The following is an 18,866-nucleotide window of genomic DNA, read 5'->3' as shown; positions in this document are numbered from 1 at the left end:
GATCAGCGGTAACCGGCTGGTTCCCCACATGTTTCAGGCAGATGACACGCGGCGGGGACCCTTGCCTGTCCCGCACGTCACGAGGCCTGACCAGGCTCCGTCCACACGTCCCCCGGCAGCGGGCCAGGCAGGTAGGCGTTACCCGTCGCCACGAAGCTCGGAGTCTCCTCAGGACGCTGCGCGCGCTGGGCCTCCCAGTCGCGCAGCATGCCGGCCACCCACTTCCACAGGGCCACAATGCCGACCAGGTTGAGGCAGGCGCCGACTCCCAGCAGCACGTCCGCCAGCGTCCACACGGTCGTCAGGGCCGCGCCGCCACCGATGAAGGTGCAGGCCACAGCACCGACCCGCAGCGCCGTGGTCACCCAGGTCCTGCGGTTGAGGAAGTCCAGGCAGACCTCCGCGTAGGAGAAGGCTCCCAGGATCGTGGAGTAGGCCAGCACGATGATGAGCACGGTCATGGGCCAGGCGGTCCACTCCCCCAGCGTCGAGGCGATCGCGGTCTGGGTCAGGGTCCCGGAGACGTCCGTGCTCTCAGCTCCGGTGACACCCGGGGTGTAGACCGCGGGGTCGTTCACGCCGGCGATGAGGATCACCAGGGCCGTGGCCGTGCACACGAGCAAGGTGTCCACCAGAACCCCGAAGGCCTGGATGAAGCCCTGCTGAGCCGGGTGGGCGACGGTCGCCGAACCGGCCGCGCAGGCGGCGCCGCCCAGGCCCGCCTCGTTGGAGAACAGGCCACGACGCACTCCGTTGAGCACGGCCGCGGTCAGCCCGCCAGCCACGCCGCCCAGGCCCGCACGCAGCTCGAAGGCGCCAGCGAGGATCTGTCCGAAGGCGGTGACGGCCTGGGCAGGGTGGGTGACGATGACGACGACCACGAGCACGAGGTAGACGATCGCCATGAGCGGGGCCATCCACTCGGTGACCCGGGCGATGGATCGCAGGCCGCCCAGCAGCACCGGCGCCACGAGCAGGGCGACGATCGCGGCGCCCCACCACGGGCCCACGCCTGCCGCCGAGCCGAGGGCGGCGGTCATGGCGTTGGCCTGCACCATGGGCATCGCCAGGCCGTTGGCCACCATGAAGACGACGGCGAAGACGCCGCCGACCACTGGCAGGTGCAGGCCGCGCGCCAGGTAGTAGGCCGGACCGCCGCGGAAGGTGCCGTCACCACGACGGACCTTGAAGAGCTGGCCGAGGCTGGCCTCGGCGAAGGCGGTCGCAGTGCCCACCAGGGCCACCACCCACATCCAGAACACGGCCCCTGGACCGCCGAGCACGAGGGCCAGCGCCACTCCGACGATGTTGCCGGTGCCCACACGACAGGCCAGTCCCACCGCGAAGGCCTGGAAGGAGGAGATCCCTCCCTCAGCCCCGGAGCGCGACCCGACCACGGCGCGCACGATCGATCCCAGGTGGCGCAGCTGCACGCCACGGGTGGTGATCGTGAAGAACAGGCCGACCCCGATGAGGAGCCAGATGAGGACGACGCCGAACAGCCAGTTCGACACCGTGCCAAGGAACGAGTTGAGGACCTCCATGGCTCAGGCCTCCCGCGTGAGGTGGTCCGAGCCGGTGGCTGCTGCGCCGTCGGCAGGGTGGGAGGCAGGCGCCCTGTCCCACACGCCGTCGACCGTGTCACCTGGCAGGAAGGAGTTGCCGTGCCCGTTGAAGACGGGCTCGGACACGCCGGCCCTGCGCTGCGCCTCGAAGTCGCGCAGGGCCCCCAGTGCCCAGGGCCCAAGCCGCACGATGGCCACGAGGTTGATGACCCCCAGGATCCCCAGCGCGATGTCGGTCAGGGCCCACACGATCGGCAGGGTGAGCACCGTTCCGGCGAAGGCGGCGGCGGTCAGCAGCACGCCGAAGGCCTGCTCCGCCCGGCGCTCGCCGCCCAGGAAGCTCACGTTGACCTGGGAGTAGGAGTAGCAGCCCAGCACGGTGGACAGGACCAGGACGAAGATGAGGACGACCATGGGCCAGGTGGTCCAGCCCCCCAGGTGCTCGACGACGGACTGCTGGGTGAGGACCGCACCCACGAGGTCCTCCCTGCCCGGCTGGTAGGTGTCGGTGGCCAGCAGGATGAGCAGACCCGTGGCCGTACAGACAAGGATGGTGTCCACGAAGACGCCGAAGGACTGAATGAGTCCCTGCCGCACCGGGTGGGAGACGGTGGCGGTGCCTGCGGCGTTGGGGACGGTTCCCAGACCCGCCTCGTTGGAGAACAGGCCACGGCGCACACCATTGAGGACGGCGGCCAGGACCCCGCCCGAGACACCGAACAGCGCCTGGTCGGTTCCGAAGGCGCCGCGCACGATCGCGGACAGGACCGCAGGGACCTCACCGATATTCATGATGATGACGACGACGGTCATGAGCACGTAGAGCAGCGCCATGACCGGGGCCACCCACTCGGTCACCCGCGCCACGGACTTCAGCCCGCCCAGGACGATCGGGCCGGTCAGCAGCACCAGGGCCACCCCCACCATCCAGGGCGCCACCTCCGGCACCGTCGCGTTGACGACGCCGGCCAGGGCGTTGGTCTGGACCATGACCACTGTCACGCCCACGCTGATGATGCACATGGCAGCGAAGATCGAGCCCCATAGGCGTGAGTGCAGGCCGTTCTTGATGTAGTAGGCTGGACCACCCTTGTAGGTGAAGTCACGCCCACGCTCCTTGAAGACCTGGGCGAGCGTGGACTCCACGAAGCTGGTAGACATGCCGATCAGCGCCACCAGCCACATCCAGAACAAGGCCCCAGGGCCACCGGCGACGACGGCGAGCGCCACGCCCGCCACGTTGCCAATGCCCACACGGGCGGCGAGTCCGACGGCGAAGGCCTGGAAGGAGGAGATGCCTCCCTCCGCCCCGGAGCGCGAGTGCGTGATGGAGCGGATCATGGTGCCGAAGTGACGGACCTGGACCCCGCGGGTACGGATGGTGAGGTACAGACCCACGCCCACCAGCAGCACGGCCAGGACGTAGGTGTAGAAGAGGTCGTCGACCTTGTTGAGAGTGGTCTCCAGGTCCGCAGTCGACCAGGTGGGACGGGACAGGACGAGTCCGGCGGTGGTGAGGGTCGTCATCAGCGGGCCTCCGCCGTCGTCGCGCTCCGGGCAGTGTCCGGGGCCCAGACGTCACCGGGGACGTCGCCGGGCAGGTGCGGGTTGCTCACTCCCACGAAGACCGGCTCGGCCACGCCGGCCTTGCGCTGCGCCTCGTAGTCGCGCAGCGCGCCGGTGCCCCAGCGGAAGAGGCAGACGAGGGCCACGAGGTTGGTCAACGTCATCACGGCCATGGCGATGTCGACGGCGTTCCACACCACGTCCAGGCTCAGCACCGCACCGGCCGTGGCCGAGACGGCTGAGACCACGCGCACGAGCCAGCTGGCCCACTTCTTGCCGCCTGTCAGGTAGGACATGTTGACGTCGGAGTAGACGTAGGCGGCGATGATCGAGGAGTAGGCCAGGACGAAGATGAGGACGGCCATCGGCAGGACCGTCCAGCCGCCCAGGCCGTGGGAGATGGCCAGGGTGGTCAGCGTGGCCGGGTTGGCCTCGGGTGAGGTCCAGGTCTCGGGACCGGAGATGAGGATGACGAAGGCGGTGGCGGTGCACACGACCACCGTGTCGATGAAGACGCCCAGGGACTGGATGAGCCCCTGCTGGACGGGGTGGGAGACGGTGGCCGTAGCCGCGGCGTTGGGGGCGGTACCCTGTCCGGCCTCGTTGGAGAACAGGCCGCGCTTGGTGCCGTTGACGACGGCGGCCAGGATCCCTCCACCCAGGCCCCCCACCAGCGGCTCGGGGGCGAAGGCTGAGGAGAAGATCCAGCTGATGACGCGGGCGAACTCGGTGAGGTTGGTCAGGCAGATGATGGCGACGAGCACTACGTAGATCATCGCCATGACTGGCGCCATCCACTCCGTCACCCGGGCCACGGCCCGGATGCCGCCGAAGACGACGATGGCGGTGAGGAAGAAGACCAGGGCCGCTACCACGAGCTGGGCGCCGGTGAGCCCACCGAATCCGGGCAGCGGGGAGTTGTGGGAGCCTCCGAAGGCAGCCACGAGCGTGCCAGCCACAGCGTTGGACTGCACCGAGGTGATGATGAAGCCGCAGGTGATAAGCGTGATGACGGCGAAGACTCCGGCCAGTGTCTTGTTCCTCATCCCGCGGGCCATGTAGAAGGCTGGGCCGCCGCGGAAGGAGCCGTCAGCGGCGCGGATCTTGAAGACCTGGGCGAGCGTGGCCTCAAAGAAGGCGGTGGCCATACCCACCAGCGCCACGACCCACATCCAGAAGATGGCGCCGGGGCCACCCATGAGCAGGGCTGCGGCCACACCGAAGACGTTGCCGATGCCCACGCGCGCTGCCAGGGAGATAGCGAAGGCCTGGAAGGAGGAGATTCCGCCCTGAGCACCGGAGCGGGAGCCAAGGACCCGCTTGACCATCTCGGGCAGGAGCCTGATCTGCACCCCGCGGGTGACGACGGTGAGGAACAGGCCGGTAGCGATGAGGACCCACATGGTGATGTGGGCTGTGATCCAGTCGGCAACATTCAGGAGAGTGGCTGCGAGGGCGTCCATGATCTCGGGCCTTCGGTGATGGGGATGGGAACGCCGCGCATAGTCTCACAATCCGGGCTGGATACTCTTATCTGTCCGCATGCTGCCCGATAGGTGGACATGTTCTCTGTCTGTCAGACGCCCCGGATCGCGAGAGGTACGAGCCAGGGCCCCGAGGCCACGAGTCCGTGTCAGTGGGCTGTGGGAGCATGGCGGCATGTCCTCCTCCAGCGCGACGCCGGCCCTCAACGCCCTGCTCGACTCCCTCATCCCGGCCTCGGACCCGGACTACGTCCCCCAGCCGGAGGAGATCTACCTGGCCTTCAGCCAGTGGGCCGAGGAGACCGGACGCCCGCTCTACCCCCACCAGGACGAGGCACTGAGCCAGATCCTGGACGGGCGCCACGTCATCGCCGCGACCCCCACGGGCTCGGGCAAGTCCATGATCGCGCTGGCGGCCCACACCGCCTCACTGGCCCGGGGAGGCCGCTCCTACTACACCGCCCCCCTCAAGGCGCTCGTGAGTGAGAAGTTCTTCGAGCTCATCGGTCTGTTCGGCGCGGACAACGTCGGCATGGTCACCGGTGACTCCTCCATCAACGCGGGCGCCCCCATCATCTGCTGCACGGCGGAGATCCTCGCCAACCAGTCCCTGCGCGAGGGCGAGGCCATGGACGTGGACTGCGTCATCATGGACGAGTTCCACTACTACGCCGATCCTCAGCGCGGCTGGGCCTGGCAGGTCCCGCTGCTGGAGCTGCCTCAGGCCCAGATGGTGCTGCTGTCGGCCACGCTGGGAGACGTGAGCTTCTTCGTGACAGACATGAAGGAGCGCAGCGGTCGGGAGGTCGCCGTCATCGAGGGCGCCGAGCGACCGGTGCCCCTGGAGATGGAGTACGTCGTCGAGCCGATCGGCGAGCTGCTCCAGCGCCTGGTCCAGCAGCACAAGGCTCCGGTCTACGTCGTCCACTTCTCCCAGAAGGAGGCGATCGAGCGGGCCACCTCGCTGCTCAGCGTGGACCTGGTTCCCAAGTCTCGTAAGGAGGAGGTGGCAGCGGCGCTAGGCTCCTTTCGGTTCGGGCCAGGTTTCGGTGCCACGCTCTCACGCCTGCTGCGTGCCGGCATCGGGGTGCACCACGCCGGGATGCTTCCGCGCTACCGCAGGCTGGTCGAGCGCCTGGCGCGTGAGGGCCTGCTGAGCGTCATCTGCGGCACGGACACCCTAGGGGTTGGAATCAACGTCCCCATCCGCTCGGTGGTGCTCACCTCCCTGGTCAAGTTCGACGGCGCCAAGGAGCGCCACCTCACGGCGCGCGAGTTCCACCAGATCGCCGGCCGCGCGGGCCGCGCCGGCTTCGACACCCGTGGCTACGTGGTCGTCCAGGCTCCCGAGCACGTGATCGAGAACGCCAGGGCGCTGGCCAAGGCCGGCGACGACGAGCGCAAGCGCCGCAAGATCGTGCGCAAGGCTGCTCCCGAGGGTCGGGTCAACTGGACTGACAAGACCTTCGAGCGCCTGCGGGACGCCCAGCCCGAGACCATGACGAGCCAGTTCCAGGTCACGACCACCATGGTCTTGAACCTCATGGAGCGCGACGGCGATCCCGTGGCAGCAATGGCCCAGCTGCTCTCACGCGTCCACGAGAGCGAGGCGATGAGGCGCAAGCACGTGCGCCGTGCGATCGACATCTACCTCTCGCTGCGCACGGCCGGGGTGCTCGCCCACGTCTCCTCCGCCCAGGCCCGGTCGGACGGCCGCCCACGCCTTCGCCTGGCGGTGGACCTGCCTGACGACTTCGCTCTCAACCAGCCTCTGGCCCCCTTCGCGCTGGCGGCCATGGACCTGCTGGACGTGGACTCCCCCGAGCACACGGTGGACGTCGTCAGCGTCGTCGAGGCCACTCTGGACGACCCGCGACCCCTACTCTATGCCCAGCAGCGTCAGGCCCGTGGCGAGGCGATCGCCGCGATGAAGGCTGAGGGCCTGGACTATGACGAACGCATGGCCGCGCTGGAGGAGGTCACCTGGCCCCAGCCCCTGACCGAGCTCCTGGCTCCCGCGCTGGAGATGTACAAGCATTCCAACCCCTGGATCGCCGAGTACGAGCTGCATCCCAAGTCCGTGGTGCGGGACATGGTGGAGTCCGCGATGACCTTCTCCGACCTGGTCTCACGCTATGAGCTGGGCCGCAGCGAGGGCGTCATCCTGCGCTACCTCACTGACGCCTACCGGGCGCTGCGCCAGGTGGTCCCCGAGGAGCACCGCACCGAGGAGGTCGCTGCCCTCATCGACTGGCTGGGGAACCTGGTGCGCGCGGTGGACTCCTCCCTGCTGGACGAGTGGGAGGCCCTGGGGGCGGCGCAGGCCGGCCGCGCCGAGCTGGCGGCCGGGATCCTGGACGGTGACCGGCCCGGCGAGGACGACTCGATCGGCATCGAGCGCGCCTTCGGGGCGGACGAGAACGGCAAGGTGGCCTTCAGCCGCAACCTCCACGCCTTCCGTGTGGCGGTGCGCAAGGAGATGTTCCGTCGCGTCGAGCTCATGGCGCGCGACGACGTCGAGGCCCTAGGACGTCTGGACGCCTCCTCCGGCTGGGGCGAGGACCGGTGGGACGACGTTCTGGCCCGCTACTGGGACGAGTACGACTGGATCGGCACGGACACGGCGGCGCGCGCGGTCGTGCTGGCCCCGCTCGACGAAGCCCCGAGCCCCACGGACCTGGCGGCGGCCGGGGTCTCCGATCGCCTCGTCGAGGCCTTTGCCAGGACCGGCCGTACCGTGTGGCTGGCTACCCAGGTGCTGGAGGACCCTGACGGGGACCACGACTGGCGGCTGACCGCACTCGTCGACCTGGCCGAGTGCGATCAGGCGGACAAGGCAGTCATCCACCTGCTGAGCGTGGGTCCGCAGAGGTAGGCGCCTGGGTGGACTGGCGCACCACGAGCTCAGGAGCAAAGGTGATGTGCTGGATCGCTGAGCCGTCGGAGAGCAGCAGGTCCGCAGCAGCCCTGCCGATCTCGCGCATGGGCTGGTGCACGCTGGTCAGTGGAGTGATGAGCTCGGAGGCGATGGCGACGTCGTCGTAGCCCACGATCGCCACATCCTGAGGGATGCGCAGGCCGCGGTCACGGATGACGCGCATCGCCCCGATGGCCATCTGGTCGTTGGCACAGAACAGTGCCGTGGGCGGCTCAGGATCGTCGAGCAGCCGGGCAGCACCCACCGCGCCGGCGTCCGCACAGTAGCTCGCGCCCTCGTGGACAGCCTCGACCTCTACCAGGACCCGGCCCGGGTCCTCCCCCGCCTCGGACAGGGCCTGGAGGACGCCACGGCGCCGGTCGACCGACTGCCGGACCGTCAGCGCCCCGTTGACGAAGCCGATACGGCGGTGGCCGAGGTCCAGCAGGTGACGCACCGCCACCTTGGCGCCAGCGACGTCGTCACCGGCCACCGTGGACAGCTCGTCCGAGATAGCCGGGTGGTCCATGAGCACCACACGGATGCCGCGGCCAGCGAGCACGGCGAGGTTGTTCAGGGTCGAGGAAGAGGGAGTGACGATGACGCCGCGTACGTCCAGGCCAGCCAGCATGCTCATGAGCTCGCGCTCGCGGCGAGGATCGGAGTCCGTGGAGCCGACCATGGGCACGCGCCCGTCCTGACGCAGCCGGTCCTCGATGCCCCGGGCAGCCTCGGTGAAGAAGGGGTTGGAGATGTCGTGGACGAGGACGCCGACGAGCGAGGACCCGCCGTGCCGCAGGCGCCTGGCGGTCTCGGAGCGGACGAAACCTAGCTCGACGATCGCCGCCTCGACCCGCTCACGCGTGGCCTGGGCGACCTTGTCCGGGTGGTTGAGCACGTGGGAGACCGTACCGACCGAGACCTCAGCCAGGGCGGCGACGTCGCGTACCGAGGGACGCGATGAAGGGTTCTTGGGCGGGATCATCTCACTCCGATGAGCTGCGGGACAAGGCCTGGCTGGAGCCGCCGCGAGGCGCGGCACTGCCGGCACCGCGATGCTATGCGACGCGTTCAACCTGTTCAATCACAGGTCGGGAACAGGCCTCCCAGGCTCTTCATAACACGGCCTTGAAACGTTCTAACGCGCGGACTACGCTACCGCTGTTGATTCGTTTCAAGCCGGTCGACCACCATCACCGGACGGCGCCACCACGGCGCCCGCACCTTAAGACCGCCCCTCACCTCGCACAGCCGCGAGACGGGATGTCAGCTCGAAGGAGAACTCGTGCAAAACTCAACCCCCTCCCCGACGAAGCACCCTAACCCGTGGTTCGTAGGCGTCGTGTCCGGCATGGCGTCCTACATCGACTCCTGCGCCATCGTCTCCTCTGGCACGGCGCTGACGATCTACCAGCTCACCAGCGGTTACAGCGACGGACAGGTCGGCCTGGCCTCGATGGGCCTGACGCTTGCCATCGCCGGCGGCGCCCTCTTCGGAGGAAAGCTCGGTGACAGCTTCGGTCGTAAGCACGTCTTCTCCGCCACCATGGTGCTCATCGCCGTCGGCGCCGCCCTCCAGGTCTTCGCTGGCAGCTTCACCATGCTCATGGTGGGCACCATCCTCGTCGGTCTGGGCACCGGCGCGGACCTGCCGGTCTCCCTGGCCAACATCGCCGAGACCGCGACGGACGAGAACCGCGGCAAGATCATCGGCCTGTCCAACATCCTGTGGACCGTCGGCATCCTCGGCGCCATCGCCTGCGCCTCGATCGTCGGCAACTGGGGCCACCTCGGCGGTCAGATCCTCTACGCCCAGGTCGGCATCGTCGCCGTCATCGTCCTCCTCCTGCGACTGCCGCTACCCGAGTCCCACGTGTGGCTGGAGGCTCAGGCAGAGAAGAAGGCAGGCGTGGAGACCGTGCGCGCCGAGCGCTCCCAGCTGCGCCTGCTTCTCCAGAGCCCTTACGCCAAGCCCTTTTTCGCCCTCATCTTCTTCTACGCCCTGGTCAACATCCCGGCCAACACCGGTGGCCAGTTCGGCACCTGGGTCGCTGTCAACGTCATCCACATGGACGTGGCCTTCACCAGCCGGCTAGGCCTGATCATGATGCCGCTCGGCTTCATCTGGGGCGTGTGGTTCATGAAGATCGTCGACACCGACAAGCGGATGCCCTACTTCTACGTCGGCGCGCTCCTCTTCGCCGGCGCCTATCTCATCTACCCGATCTTCGGCTTCAGCGTCGTCACCTACATCGCCGTCTCCGTCATCAACGGTATCGGCAGCGGCTTCGCCTTCGAGGGCATCATGAAGGTCTGGACCCAGGAGTCCTTCCCCACCCTGCTGCGCACCACCGCCCAGGGCACGATCATCGCCGTCGCCCGAGTCGTCGCCGCGCTGGCAGCCTCAGTCACCCCGCTGCTCCTGCGCGCCGGCCCCGAGATCGCCTACGCGGCCCTGGCCGCCATCGCCGCCGTCGGATACGCCTTCGCGATCTGGGGCTTCCGTCACAAGACCCGCAACGAGTTCGACGTCGAGTCCCACTCCATCGAGGACGTCAAGGCTGCCGAGGAGGCAGGCGTCGACTTCACGATCTCGGCCGAGCCGAAGGCCTGAGAGTCCTCCACTGTCGCCCCCGGCCCTGCCGCCCCGGACACTCGGGAGCAGCAGGGCCGGGGCTGGTCGCACCCGAGGACACGCCCCGCCCTACCCCCTGAGCCACCTCGTCCCCCTCCTCAACCCCCCTCAGCCGTCGCTTTCGCTCGTAAACAGTCGCTTTCGACGCTGCCCGCAACGTCATCGACTGTTAAGGCTCGAAAGCGACGGACGTACGCGCCCGCACACGTACCAACACTCCCACTCGCACCCACACTCTCCAGAGAACACCGCCCCCTCGCTTGTGAAACGGTTCAATCCCTACTAGTCTGATCCCATCAGCGGACGCCGCACCGCCGCCGTCCTCCCCCAGTCACTGATGACGAGGAGCCCACCATGACCACTCCTACCCTCTCCGACCTCTCCCCCGAGGTGCGTAGTCTCCTGGAGACCCAGACCATCGAGCTGCCCAGCTGGGCCTTCGGAAACTCCGGCACCCGCTTCCGCGTCTTCACCACTGCCGGCGTACCCCGCGACCCCTTCGAGAAGATCGACGACGTCGCCCAGGTCAACGCCTTCACCGGCGTCACCCCACGCGTGTCCCTCCACATCCCGTGGGACAAGGTGGAGGACTACGCCGCCCTGCGCGCCTACGCCGAGGAGCGCGGCGTGACGATCGGCACCATCAACTCCAACGTCTTCCAGGACGAGGACTACAAGCTGGGCTCCCTGACCAACCCGGACGAGAGGATCCGAGCCAAGGCCGTCGCCCACCACCTGGAGTGCATCGACGTCATGCGCGCCACCGGCTCCCCGACCCTCAAGATCTGGCTGGCCGACGGCACCAACTACCCCGGCCAGGACTCCATCCGCGAGCGCCAGGACCGCCTGGCCGACTCCCTGGCCCAGATCTACGCTGCCCTGGACGAGGACCAGCAGCTCATCCTGGAGTACAAGTTCTTCGAGCCGGCCTTCTACCACACCGACGTCCCGGACTGGGGCACCTCGCTGACCCACTGCCTGGCGCTAGGCGAGCGCGCCAAGGTCGTCCTCGACACCGGCCACCACGCCCCGGGCACGAACATCGAGTTCATCGTGGCCCAGTTGCTGCGCCTGGGCCGCCTGGGCGCCTTCGACTTCAACTCCCGCTTCTACGCCGACGACGACCTCATCGTGGGCGCGGCCGACCCCTACCAGCTCTTCCGCATCATGAACGAGATCGTCGCCACCGGCGCGCTGGCCCCTGACTCAGGCGTCAGCTTCATGCTCGACCAGTGCCACAACCTGGAGGAGAAGATCCCCGGCGAGATCCGCTCGGCCACCAACGTCCAGGAGGCCACCGCCAAGGCGCTGCTCGTGGACCGTGAGACCCTGCGGTCAGCCCAGCGAGCCGGTGACGTCCTGGCCGCCAACGACGTCTTCGTCGACGCCTTCAACACCGACGTCCGTCCCCTGCTCGCCGAGCTGCGCGAGTCCCAGGGCCTGGCACCGGACCCGATGAAGGCCTTCCTCGCCTCGGGCTACCTGGACAAGGTCCGATCCGAGCGCGTGGGCGGTACCGCTGCGGGCTGGGGCGCGTGATGAACGAGCCTCTGCACGTCGGCGCGGTGGACCTGGGCGCGTCCTCCGGGCGCGTCATGGTCGGCACCCTCGCCGACGGGCGGATCACCCTGACCGAGACCCGCCGCTTCGTCAACGGTGCGGTCCCGGTGCCCACCGACGACGGCGAGCGCCTGTACTGGGACGTGCTGCGGCTGTGGAGCGAGATCCGCGAGGGTCTGCTGGCGGCGGTGCGCGAGGTCGGGCCGTTGTCCGCCGTCGGTATCGACACCTGGGCGGTGGACTACGGGCTGCTGCGCGAGGGCGGCGCGCTCGCCGGCCCGGTAGCCGCCTACCGCTCAGAACGCACCCGCGGCGTACCGGAAGAGCTCTTCGCCTCCATCCCGCCCTCTGAGCTCTACGGCGTCAACGGCCTGCAGGTCCAGGAGTTCAACACGGTCTTCCAGCTGCTGGCCGAGCGCCGCGACGGCGGGCTGCCCGACGGCGCAGCGCGCACGATGCTGCTGCTGCCGGACCTGCTGACCGCGTGGCTGACCGGCACCCAGGTGGCTGAGGTCACCAACGCCTCGACCACCGGGCTCCTGGACGCCCGCAGCCGCACCTGGTCCGCTCCCCTGCTAGAGCGCCTGCGCTGCGAGCTCGACCTGGACCTGGCCCCCGTCCTGCCACCCCTGGTCGAGGCCGGCACCCAGGTGGGCACGGTCCGCCAGGAGGTGCTTGAGGTCTTCGGGCCCGACGGCTCCCCCACACCCGTGGTCGCCGTCGGCAGCCATGACACGGCCTCCGCCGTCGTCGCCGTTCCCGCCGAGGCTCCGGACTTCGCCTACGTCTCGTGCGGGACCTGGTCACTAGTCGGCCTGGAGCTGGACGAGCCGGTGCTCACCGAGGCCTCTCGCCAGGCCAACTTCACCAACGAGCTCGGGGTCGACGGCACCGTCCGTTACCTCAAGAACGTCATGGGGCTGTGGGTCTTCAACGAGGCCGTACGCACCTGGCGCAGCCAGGGGCTGGAGGTCTCCTACGCCGAGATCGACGCCGCCGCCGAGGCCTGCCAGCCACTGCGCACCGTGGTCGACATCAACGACGACGCCTTCTTCGCACCCGGGGACATGACGGCCCGGATCGACGACTACGCCCGTGCCACCGGTCAGCCCCTGCCCCGCTCGATCGGGGAGTACGTACGCTGTATCAACGACTCCCTGGCCCTGGCCTACCGCCGGGCGGTGCGTGAGGCCGCCGAGCTGTCAGGCCATACGGTCAACGTCCTGCACATGGTGGGCGGCGGGATCCGCAACCACCTGCTGTGCCAGCTCGCCGCTGACGCCACGGGCCTGACGGTCCTGGCCGGCCCCACCGAGGCCACGGCGTTGGGAAACATCGTGGTGGCCGCCCGCGGGGCCGGTCTCATCGACGGCGACCTGGCTGCGCTGCGTCGTCTGGTGCGTAGCTCCTGCGAGCTGGCCACCTACCTCCCAGATCCCACGGCTGCTGCCCAGTGGGACGATGCTGAGCAGCGGGTCCTCGGCTCCGCTTCCTGAGGCAGCACGAAGGAGATCATGATGACCACGACCACCAGCACCGAGCCGTTGCGCACCCAGGACGGGGTCGCGCTGGCGCCGCTGGCAGGCGGCTTCCTGCCGCCCTATTCTGAGCGTGTCCACCTCATCGCGCACCTGCCCGCGCCCACCGCCGCCGACCTGGCTGCGATGTCGCAGCAGGCCGGTGACGCCGAGGACGCAGCCAGCCATCCGCACGGCGCCCAGGTTGATACCGCGCAGGCTGCCACGGGCGAGGGCTCCCCCTTCAGCCCCGAGGCCGCCGCCGCGATGGAGGCCTTCAACGCTCCCTTCGGCCAGCCAGAGCCCACTCACACCGTGGTCGAGGAGCGCGAGGTCGACGGACCGCACGGGCCCGTCCCGGTGCGCGTCTACCGTCCCGAGCCCGGGTGGGTCCCGCCCGTGCCGAGCCCGGAGACCAATGGTCTGCGCGCCGGCCTCGTGTGGTACCACGGAGGCGCCTTCGTGGGCGGGGACCTGGACATGCCCGAGGCCGACGCCGTGGCCCGGGGCCTGGTCACCCGCACCGGCGCCACCGTGGTCTCAGTCTTCTACCGGCTGTGCAACAACGGCGTCACGCACTTCCCCGTCCCTCACGATGACGCCTACACCGCCCTGCGCTGGACAGCTGAGCACGCCAGGGAGCTGGGCATCGACCCTGCGCGCCTGGCCGTGGGCGGAGCAAGCGCGGGCGGCAACCTCGCCTGCGGCGTCGCCCTGCACGCCCGGGACGACGACGCCACCGGCCGCCCCGCGACCGTGTGGCAGGCCCTGCTCGCCTATCCGGTAGCCCATGCCGAGCACTGGCCAGCCGCCAGCGGCGAGCTCGCCCAGCGCCTGGAGGACATGCCTCAGGTCCTGCGCTTCCCCGCCGACATCATGGCGATGCTGAACGCGAACTACCTGGGCGCAGCCCCGGTCAGTGCCCCCGCCTACGCCTTCCCCGGGGACGGCAACGGCAGCGCGGCGGACCTGACCGGGTTCCCGGCCACCTACATCGAGAACTGTGAGAACGACGACCTGCGGGCCTCAGGCGAGGCCCTGGGCCAGGCGCTGACGCAGGCGGGCTGCGACATCGAGTGCGTCACTGCCGCCGGCGTCCCCCACGGCCACCTCAACGCCGTCGGCTCGCCCCTGACCTCTCAGTCCCTGGACCGCTTCGCGGCCCGCCTGGCGCGCCGCTCCTGACCACTCTTTTCTCTCACACCACCACAAGGAGTCACCATGACCACCAGCCTCTCCCTTGACGAGATCCTGTCCCAGATGGGCGCCGCCGGACGCCGCCTGGACCACATGGGCGCCGTGGAGGCCGGCGCCGGCAACATCTCGGTGTCCGTCGACGCCTCTGCCGAGGAGCTGGGCCTGGCCGAGCGCTTCCCGCAGTCCCACCCCGGCACCGAGCTGCCGCTGGCGGCCCCGGCCCTGGCCGGACACACCGTGCTGGTTACCGGCTCGGGCTGCCGCCTGCGTGACGTCGCCGCCAGCCCCGAGGCCAACGTCTCGGCCTTCGTGGTGGACGAGGGCGGCCTGACGGGCACCTGGTACACCCACCCGGACAAGGCCTACGTGCGCCCCACCAGCGAGTTCAACTCCCACCTGGCCGTCCACAACGACCAGGTGGCCACGCGCGGGGTGAGCTTCCAGGCCGTCATCCACGCCCAGCCCCCGTACCTGGTGCAGCTGTCCCACATCAAGGACATCCGCAACACCGCGGACTTCAACCGCCGGATCCTGCGCTGGGAGCCGGAGACGATCGTCCAGCTGCCGCAGGGCATCGAGGTCCTGGACTTCATGGTGCCCGGCTCGGCCACCCTCATGGAGAACAACGTGCGCGCCCTACGTGACCACGTCATCGTGCTGTGGTCCAAGCACGGGATCATGGTGCGCTCCGACGACGCTCCTCTGGCCGCCGTCGACAAGGTCGAGTACGCCGAGACCGGCGCCATGTACGAGGTCCGCAACATCACCTCCGGTGGTCTCGGCGAGGGCGTGACGGACGAGGAGCTGCGCGCGGTCATCGAGGCCTTCGCCGTCCAGACCGACCTGTTCTGACCTACCTGCCACCTGGCCCCAGGACGTGGACCGTCCCGGGGCCGGGCCGCAGGCGGCGGTCCAACCACCAGGGAGCGCCCAGCGCGCCCACCGGACGGTGGCACGCACCGCACCGGCCTCCTCTCCCCCCCCCCCACGTCCCCCTCCTGCCAGCCAGACAGCCCTGGGTACAGGGCACACCTGTAGAGAAACGATTCAAAGGAGAATCACATGAGCCTGGTCAACCAGCTGCGCGCCCGCCTGAAAGACCCCGGCATCGAGTACCGCCCCGAGCAGCGGTGGTGGCTCGCCGAGGGCCTGCACACCGACGCCACGATCCGCCACGAGATCGAGCAGGCCCACCGCCTGGGCTTTGGCGGCATGGAGTTCCTGGCCATGCCCGAGGACGGCATCGACGACTCCCGCTACGGATGGGGCAGCGAGGAGTGGACCCACGACTCGGTCACCGTCGCGCGCGAGACCACCGAGCGGGGCATGTCCTTCTCCTTCACCTCCGGTACGAACTGGTCCAACGCCAACCTGCCCACGATCACCCCCGACGACGACGCCGCGGCCCAGGAGCTGGGCCTGGTCTACGAGGACGTGACAGGCACCCGCCGCGGACCCCTGCCCACCGCCGACCTGTCTGCCGCCTACGACGGCCCGGACATCATCTTCGAGCGCATCCCCGGCACACGTCAGCGCTTCGTGGCCGTGGTCGCCGCCGTCGTCACCACGCCTGAGGACGGTCCTGCGCGCATCGACGTCTCCACGCTGACAAACCTGACGGACCTGGTCACCGGCTCTGGCGAGGATCGCGAGCTGACCTGGAGTGCACCGGACTCTCGCAGCTGGCGTCTGTTCATCTTCTGGCAGCACGGCACCGGCCAGATCGCCAAGCCCTCAGCGTCAGTCAACTACACGGTCAACTACCTCGAGCGCGACGGCGTGAACGCCGTCATTGACTACTGGCGCGAGGTGGTCCTGACCGATGAGCTCCAGGAGATCATCTCGCGCAACCCACGCGCCCAGATGTACATGGACTCCCTGGAGCTCAACCTCTCCGGCGAGGCCGGCATGTTCTGGGGGCGGACCGTAGCCGATGAGTTCGCCGCCCGCCGCGGCTACGACATCATCCCCTGGCTCCCGGTGCTGGTCAGCCGGGCCCCGCTCATGGCGGTGTCCACCGTCTACACCTTCGAGCCTCTCAACGCCGCGGACGCCGTGACGGTGGCCAAGGTCCGCCACGACTACGTCGAGACGCTCACCGACCTCTACATCGAGAACATGCTGCTGCCCTTCAAGGAGTTCCTCAACTCCCACGGCATCTCGCTGCGCTCGGAGATCTCCTACGGCCTGCCCTTCGAGCTCACCCGCCCCGGCATCGCGGTGGACGGCATCGAGAACGAGTCCCTGGAGTTCGGCTCCCAGATCGACGCCTACCGCCTCATGGCCGGCGCTGCGCACCTGCTGGGCAAGCAGTACTCCTCCGAGACAGGTGCCACCACGCGTAACCACATGCTCGACCACCGCTTCTACGACCAGATCATCAACACCCAGCTCGCCGCCGGCATCACCAAGACCGTCCTGCACGGCTGGTCCTCGCCACGCGGGGCCGAGGGCACCACCAGCTGGCCGGGCCACGAGGGCATGCTCCCCCTCTTCTCCGAGCGCTTCGACACCCGCCAGCCCGCCGCCGAGATCTATCCGCTGTGGACCCAGGCCGTGGGACGCATGCAGTACCTGCTGCGCCAGGGCCGCCCGCGCATCGACGTCGGTATCCTGCGCACCGACCACTTCACCGACAACGGCTCCGGCATGGTCTTCTTTGACGCCGAGGGCCGGCGCGTGGCGGACGAGGAGCTCTACGGCCGGCACTGGATGCGTGCGCGCGACAACCACTGGTGGGCGGACCTGGGCATGCAGGACGCCGGCTGGACCTACGAGTTCTTTGACGGCTCCTACCTGCTGCGCCCCGAGGTGAGCCTCGGTGAGGGCACCGTCCAGCCCGAGGGGCCTGGCTACCAGGCCCTCATCGTCTACCAGGAGGCACTGAGCGCGGACGTGGCCGCCCGCCTGGTGGAGGTAGCGCGTACCGGCGTCAAGGTCCTCATCGTCAACGGTGTCACCGAGCTGGCCTACCTGGCGGCCGGCCGCTACAACCACCACGAGCGCGCCGCCTCGCGCACACCGGGCCTGGACGGGCGCGACGAGGAGCTGGCGGCCGCCATGGAGCAGCTGCGCACGCTGGACACGGTGGCCGAGATCGACGACCAGTCCCAGACCCTGGACGCTCTGCGCGCCCTCGGCGTGCGCGGCTACCACGAGCTGACCCGTGCGAACGAGAACGTGCTCACCTACGAGCGCGAGGACGGCGACCTCCTGCACGTCTACGTCTACCACTACCTCTACGAGACCGGTGAGCCGACCACGGTCGAGCTGCGCCTGCCCGGCCACGGCACCGCCTACCGCCTGGACGCGTGGACCGGCACGCTCACCGAGGTCCCCTCCCACCCCCAGGGCGAGGACACGCTGGTGCCCGTCAGCCTGCGCCCGGGCGAGCCGGCGGTCGTCACCCTGGACCGCTCGGCCGTCTCAGGCTCGACGGCGGCGCCCACCTCCCCCGAACGAGCCAGCGCCGTCGGCTCCCGGGCGGAGCAGGTACTGACCGAGCTCACGGACTGGGACATCACGGTGGAGTCCTGGGACGCCGGCGAGGACGAGGTCATCGAGGAGGACCGCGGGCTCGGTTACGTCACCCGCGAGGTCGTCCCTCACACCGAGGTCACTGCGATGCACGCTGCTTCTCACCGCCTGGCGCCGTGGTGCGAGCTCGACGGCGTGGGCGCCGAGGTCTCCGGGGTCGGTGAGTACCGCACCACCGTGCGTCTGGACACGCTGCCCTCGGGCAGGGTCCTGCTGGACCTGGGGAACGTGGGCGGCGGGCTCAGCTCGGTGTCCGTCAACGGCTCAGCGCCGGTAGGTGTCGACACCTCCGCACCTGTCGCTGAGGTCACCGGCCTGCTGCGTCAGGAAGACAACGAGGTGGTCGTGCGGGTCTCCTCCTCCCTGTCCAACCGGCTCAAGGCACGCGGCTACTACGACGCCCTGCCGGACATGGCGCTCATGCTCGCCGGTGGAGAGCCTCGTCCGCACCAGGTCCCGCTGCGACGCTACGGCCTGCAGGGACCGGTCAGGCTGCTCCAGGGCTGAGGCAGGCCACCGATGAGGTGGCGCAGCCGCGCACAGTAGACACGGACGCCGTCGGCTCCAGACCGAGGACTGCCTGGGGAAGCAGCGTGATCGGGCCGGAGGACCAGGCGCGGCACAGGCTCTTGCCGAAGGGAGGACCGTACATCGACCACGGAGTGGGGTCGGTGCCGGGGAGCTCCTCCCAGAAGGTGGAGATCTCCTCGTGCAGCATCGTCCCCCAGGCCTGGCGCAGGTGGGCCACGACCTGCCCGTCCAGCCCTGGGTGTGCAGGGCCCGCAGCGCCATCCCACGCATGAAGGGGGGTGTGGGTCTGGGAAGGGTCCACCCGGGCCGCCACCGTTCCCGCCGCCGCGCCGCCTGCGGCGCAGTCAGACGGGCGCC

Annotated in this window: 12 protein-coding genes; 7 read left to right on the top strand and 5 right to left on the bottom strand. The window is 69.2% G+C overall.

The annotated features are described in order from the left end of the window. Window positions 1–77: 77 nt before the first annotated feature. The 3 genes from HRL51_RS04250 to HRL51_RS04240 are packed head-to-tail and all read right to left on the bottom strand — an operon-like array spanning window position 78 to window position 4,594. Window positions 78–1,544: an alanine/glycine:cation symporter family protein gene (locus HRL51_RS04250; RefSeq protein ID WP_172193192.1), complete on the bottom strand. Its 1,467-nt coding sequence runs from the start codon at window positions 1,542–1,544 to the stop codon at window positions 78–80. 3 nt (window positions 1,545–1,547) lie between these two features. Then, window positions 1,548–3,092 (bottom strand): alanine/glycine:cation symporter family protein, encoded by a 1,545-nt coding sequence (locus HRL51_RS04245; RefSeq protein WP_172193194.1) that lies wholly within the window; start codon window positions 3,090–3,092, stop codon window positions 1,548–1,550. Further along, window positions 3,092–4,594: an alanine/glycine:cation symporter family protein gene (locus tag HRL51_RS04240; protein WP_172193196.1), complete on the bottom strand. Its 1,503-nt coding sequence runs from the start codon at window positions 4,592–4,594 to the stop codon at window positions 3,092–3,094. Before HRL51_RS04240 ends, HRL51_RS04245 begins: the two co-directional genes overlap by 1 nt. A 196-nt stretch (window positions 4,595–4,790) precedes the next feature. Between HRL51_RS04240 and HRL51_RS04235 the strand changes: the two genes are divergently transcribed. Beyond that, window positions 4,791–7,490, top strand: a complete 2,700-nt coding sequence (locus HRL51_RS04235) for a DEAD/DEAH box helicase (RefSeq protein WP_172193198.1) — start codon at window positions 4,791–4,793, stop codon at window positions 7,488–7,490. On the opposite strand, the gene HRL51_RS04230 is transcribed toward HRL51_RS04235, so the two are convergent. Further along, window positions 7,456–8,517: a LacI family DNA-binding transcriptional regulator gene (locus HRL51_RS04230; protein ID WP_172121099.1), complete on the bottom strand. Its 1,062-nt coding sequence runs from the start codon at window positions 8,515–8,517 to the stop codon at window positions 7,456–7,458. The two genes, HRL51_RS04235 and HRL51_RS04230, sit on opposite strands and share 35 nt — an antisense overlap. A gap of 300 nt (window positions 8,518–8,817) precedes the next feature. On the opposite strand from HRL51_RS04230, the gene HRL51_RS04225 reads away from it, so the two are divergent. The 6 genes from HRL51_RS04225 (at window position 8,818) to HRL51_RS04200 (ending at window position 18,485) form a co-directional block, all read left to right on the top strand. Further along, entirely contained in the window at window positions 8,818–10,146 is a 1,329-nt protein-coding gene (locus HRL51_RS04225; protein ID WP_244960237.1) for an MFS transporter, read from the top strand. A 375-nt stretch (window positions 10,147–10,521) separates the two neighbouring features. Then, window positions 10,522–11,706, top strand: coding sequence for an L-rhamnose isomerase (gene rhaI, locus HRL51_RS04220; protein WP_172121098.1), 1,185 nt, complete (start codon window positions 10,522–10,524; stop codon window positions 11,704–11,706). After that, a complete protein-coding gene (locus tag HRL51_RS04215; RefSeq protein ID WP_172121097.1) occupies window positions 11,706–13,223 on the top strand; it encodes a rhamnulokinase in 1,518 nt (505 codons plus the stop codon). Before rhaI ends, HRL51_RS04215 begins: the two co-directional genes overlap by 1 nt. A 21-nt stretch (window positions 13,224–13,244) precedes the next feature. Then, window positions 13,245–14,429 (top strand): alpha/beta hydrolase fold domain-containing protein, encoded by a 1,185-nt coding sequence (locus HRL51_RS04210; protein ID WP_172121096.1) that lies wholly within the window; start codon window positions 13,245–13,247, stop codon window positions 14,427–14,429. A 36-nt stretch (window positions 14,430–14,465) separates the two neighbouring features. Further along, window positions 14,466–15,293, top strand: a complete 828-nt coding sequence (locus HRL51_RS04205; RefSeq protein ID WP_172121095.1) for a class II aldolase/adducin family protein — start codon at window positions 14,466–14,468, stop codon at window positions 15,291–15,293. A gap of 210 nt (window positions 15,294–15,503) precedes the next feature. Then, on the top strand, window positions 15,504–18,485 hold the full coding sequence (locus HRL51_RS04200) for a glycosyl hydrolase (protein WP_172121094.1): 2,982 nt from the start codon (window positions 15,504–15,506) through the stop codon (window positions 18,483–18,485). On the opposite strand, the gene HRL51_RS04195 is transcribed toward HRL51_RS04200, so the two are convergent. Next, window positions 18,466–18,726 (bottom strand): hypothetical protein, encoded by a 261-nt coding sequence (locus HRL51_RS04195; protein WP_172121093.1) that lies wholly within the window; start codon window positions 18,724–18,726, stop codon window positions 18,466–18,468. The genes HRL51_RS04200 and HRL51_RS04195 overlap by 20 nt on opposite strands. Between the last annotated feature and the right edge of the window lie 140 nt (window positions 18,727–18,866).

The organism is Actinomyces faecalis (genome assembly GCF_013184985.2).
Classification (GTDB): Bacteria; Actinomycetota; Actinomycetes; order Actinomycetales; family Actinomycetaceae; genus Actinomyces; species Actinomyces faecalis.
The sequence above is the reverse complement of the archived record's forward strand: the minus strand, read 5'-3'. Positions and strand labels throughout refer to the sequence as shown.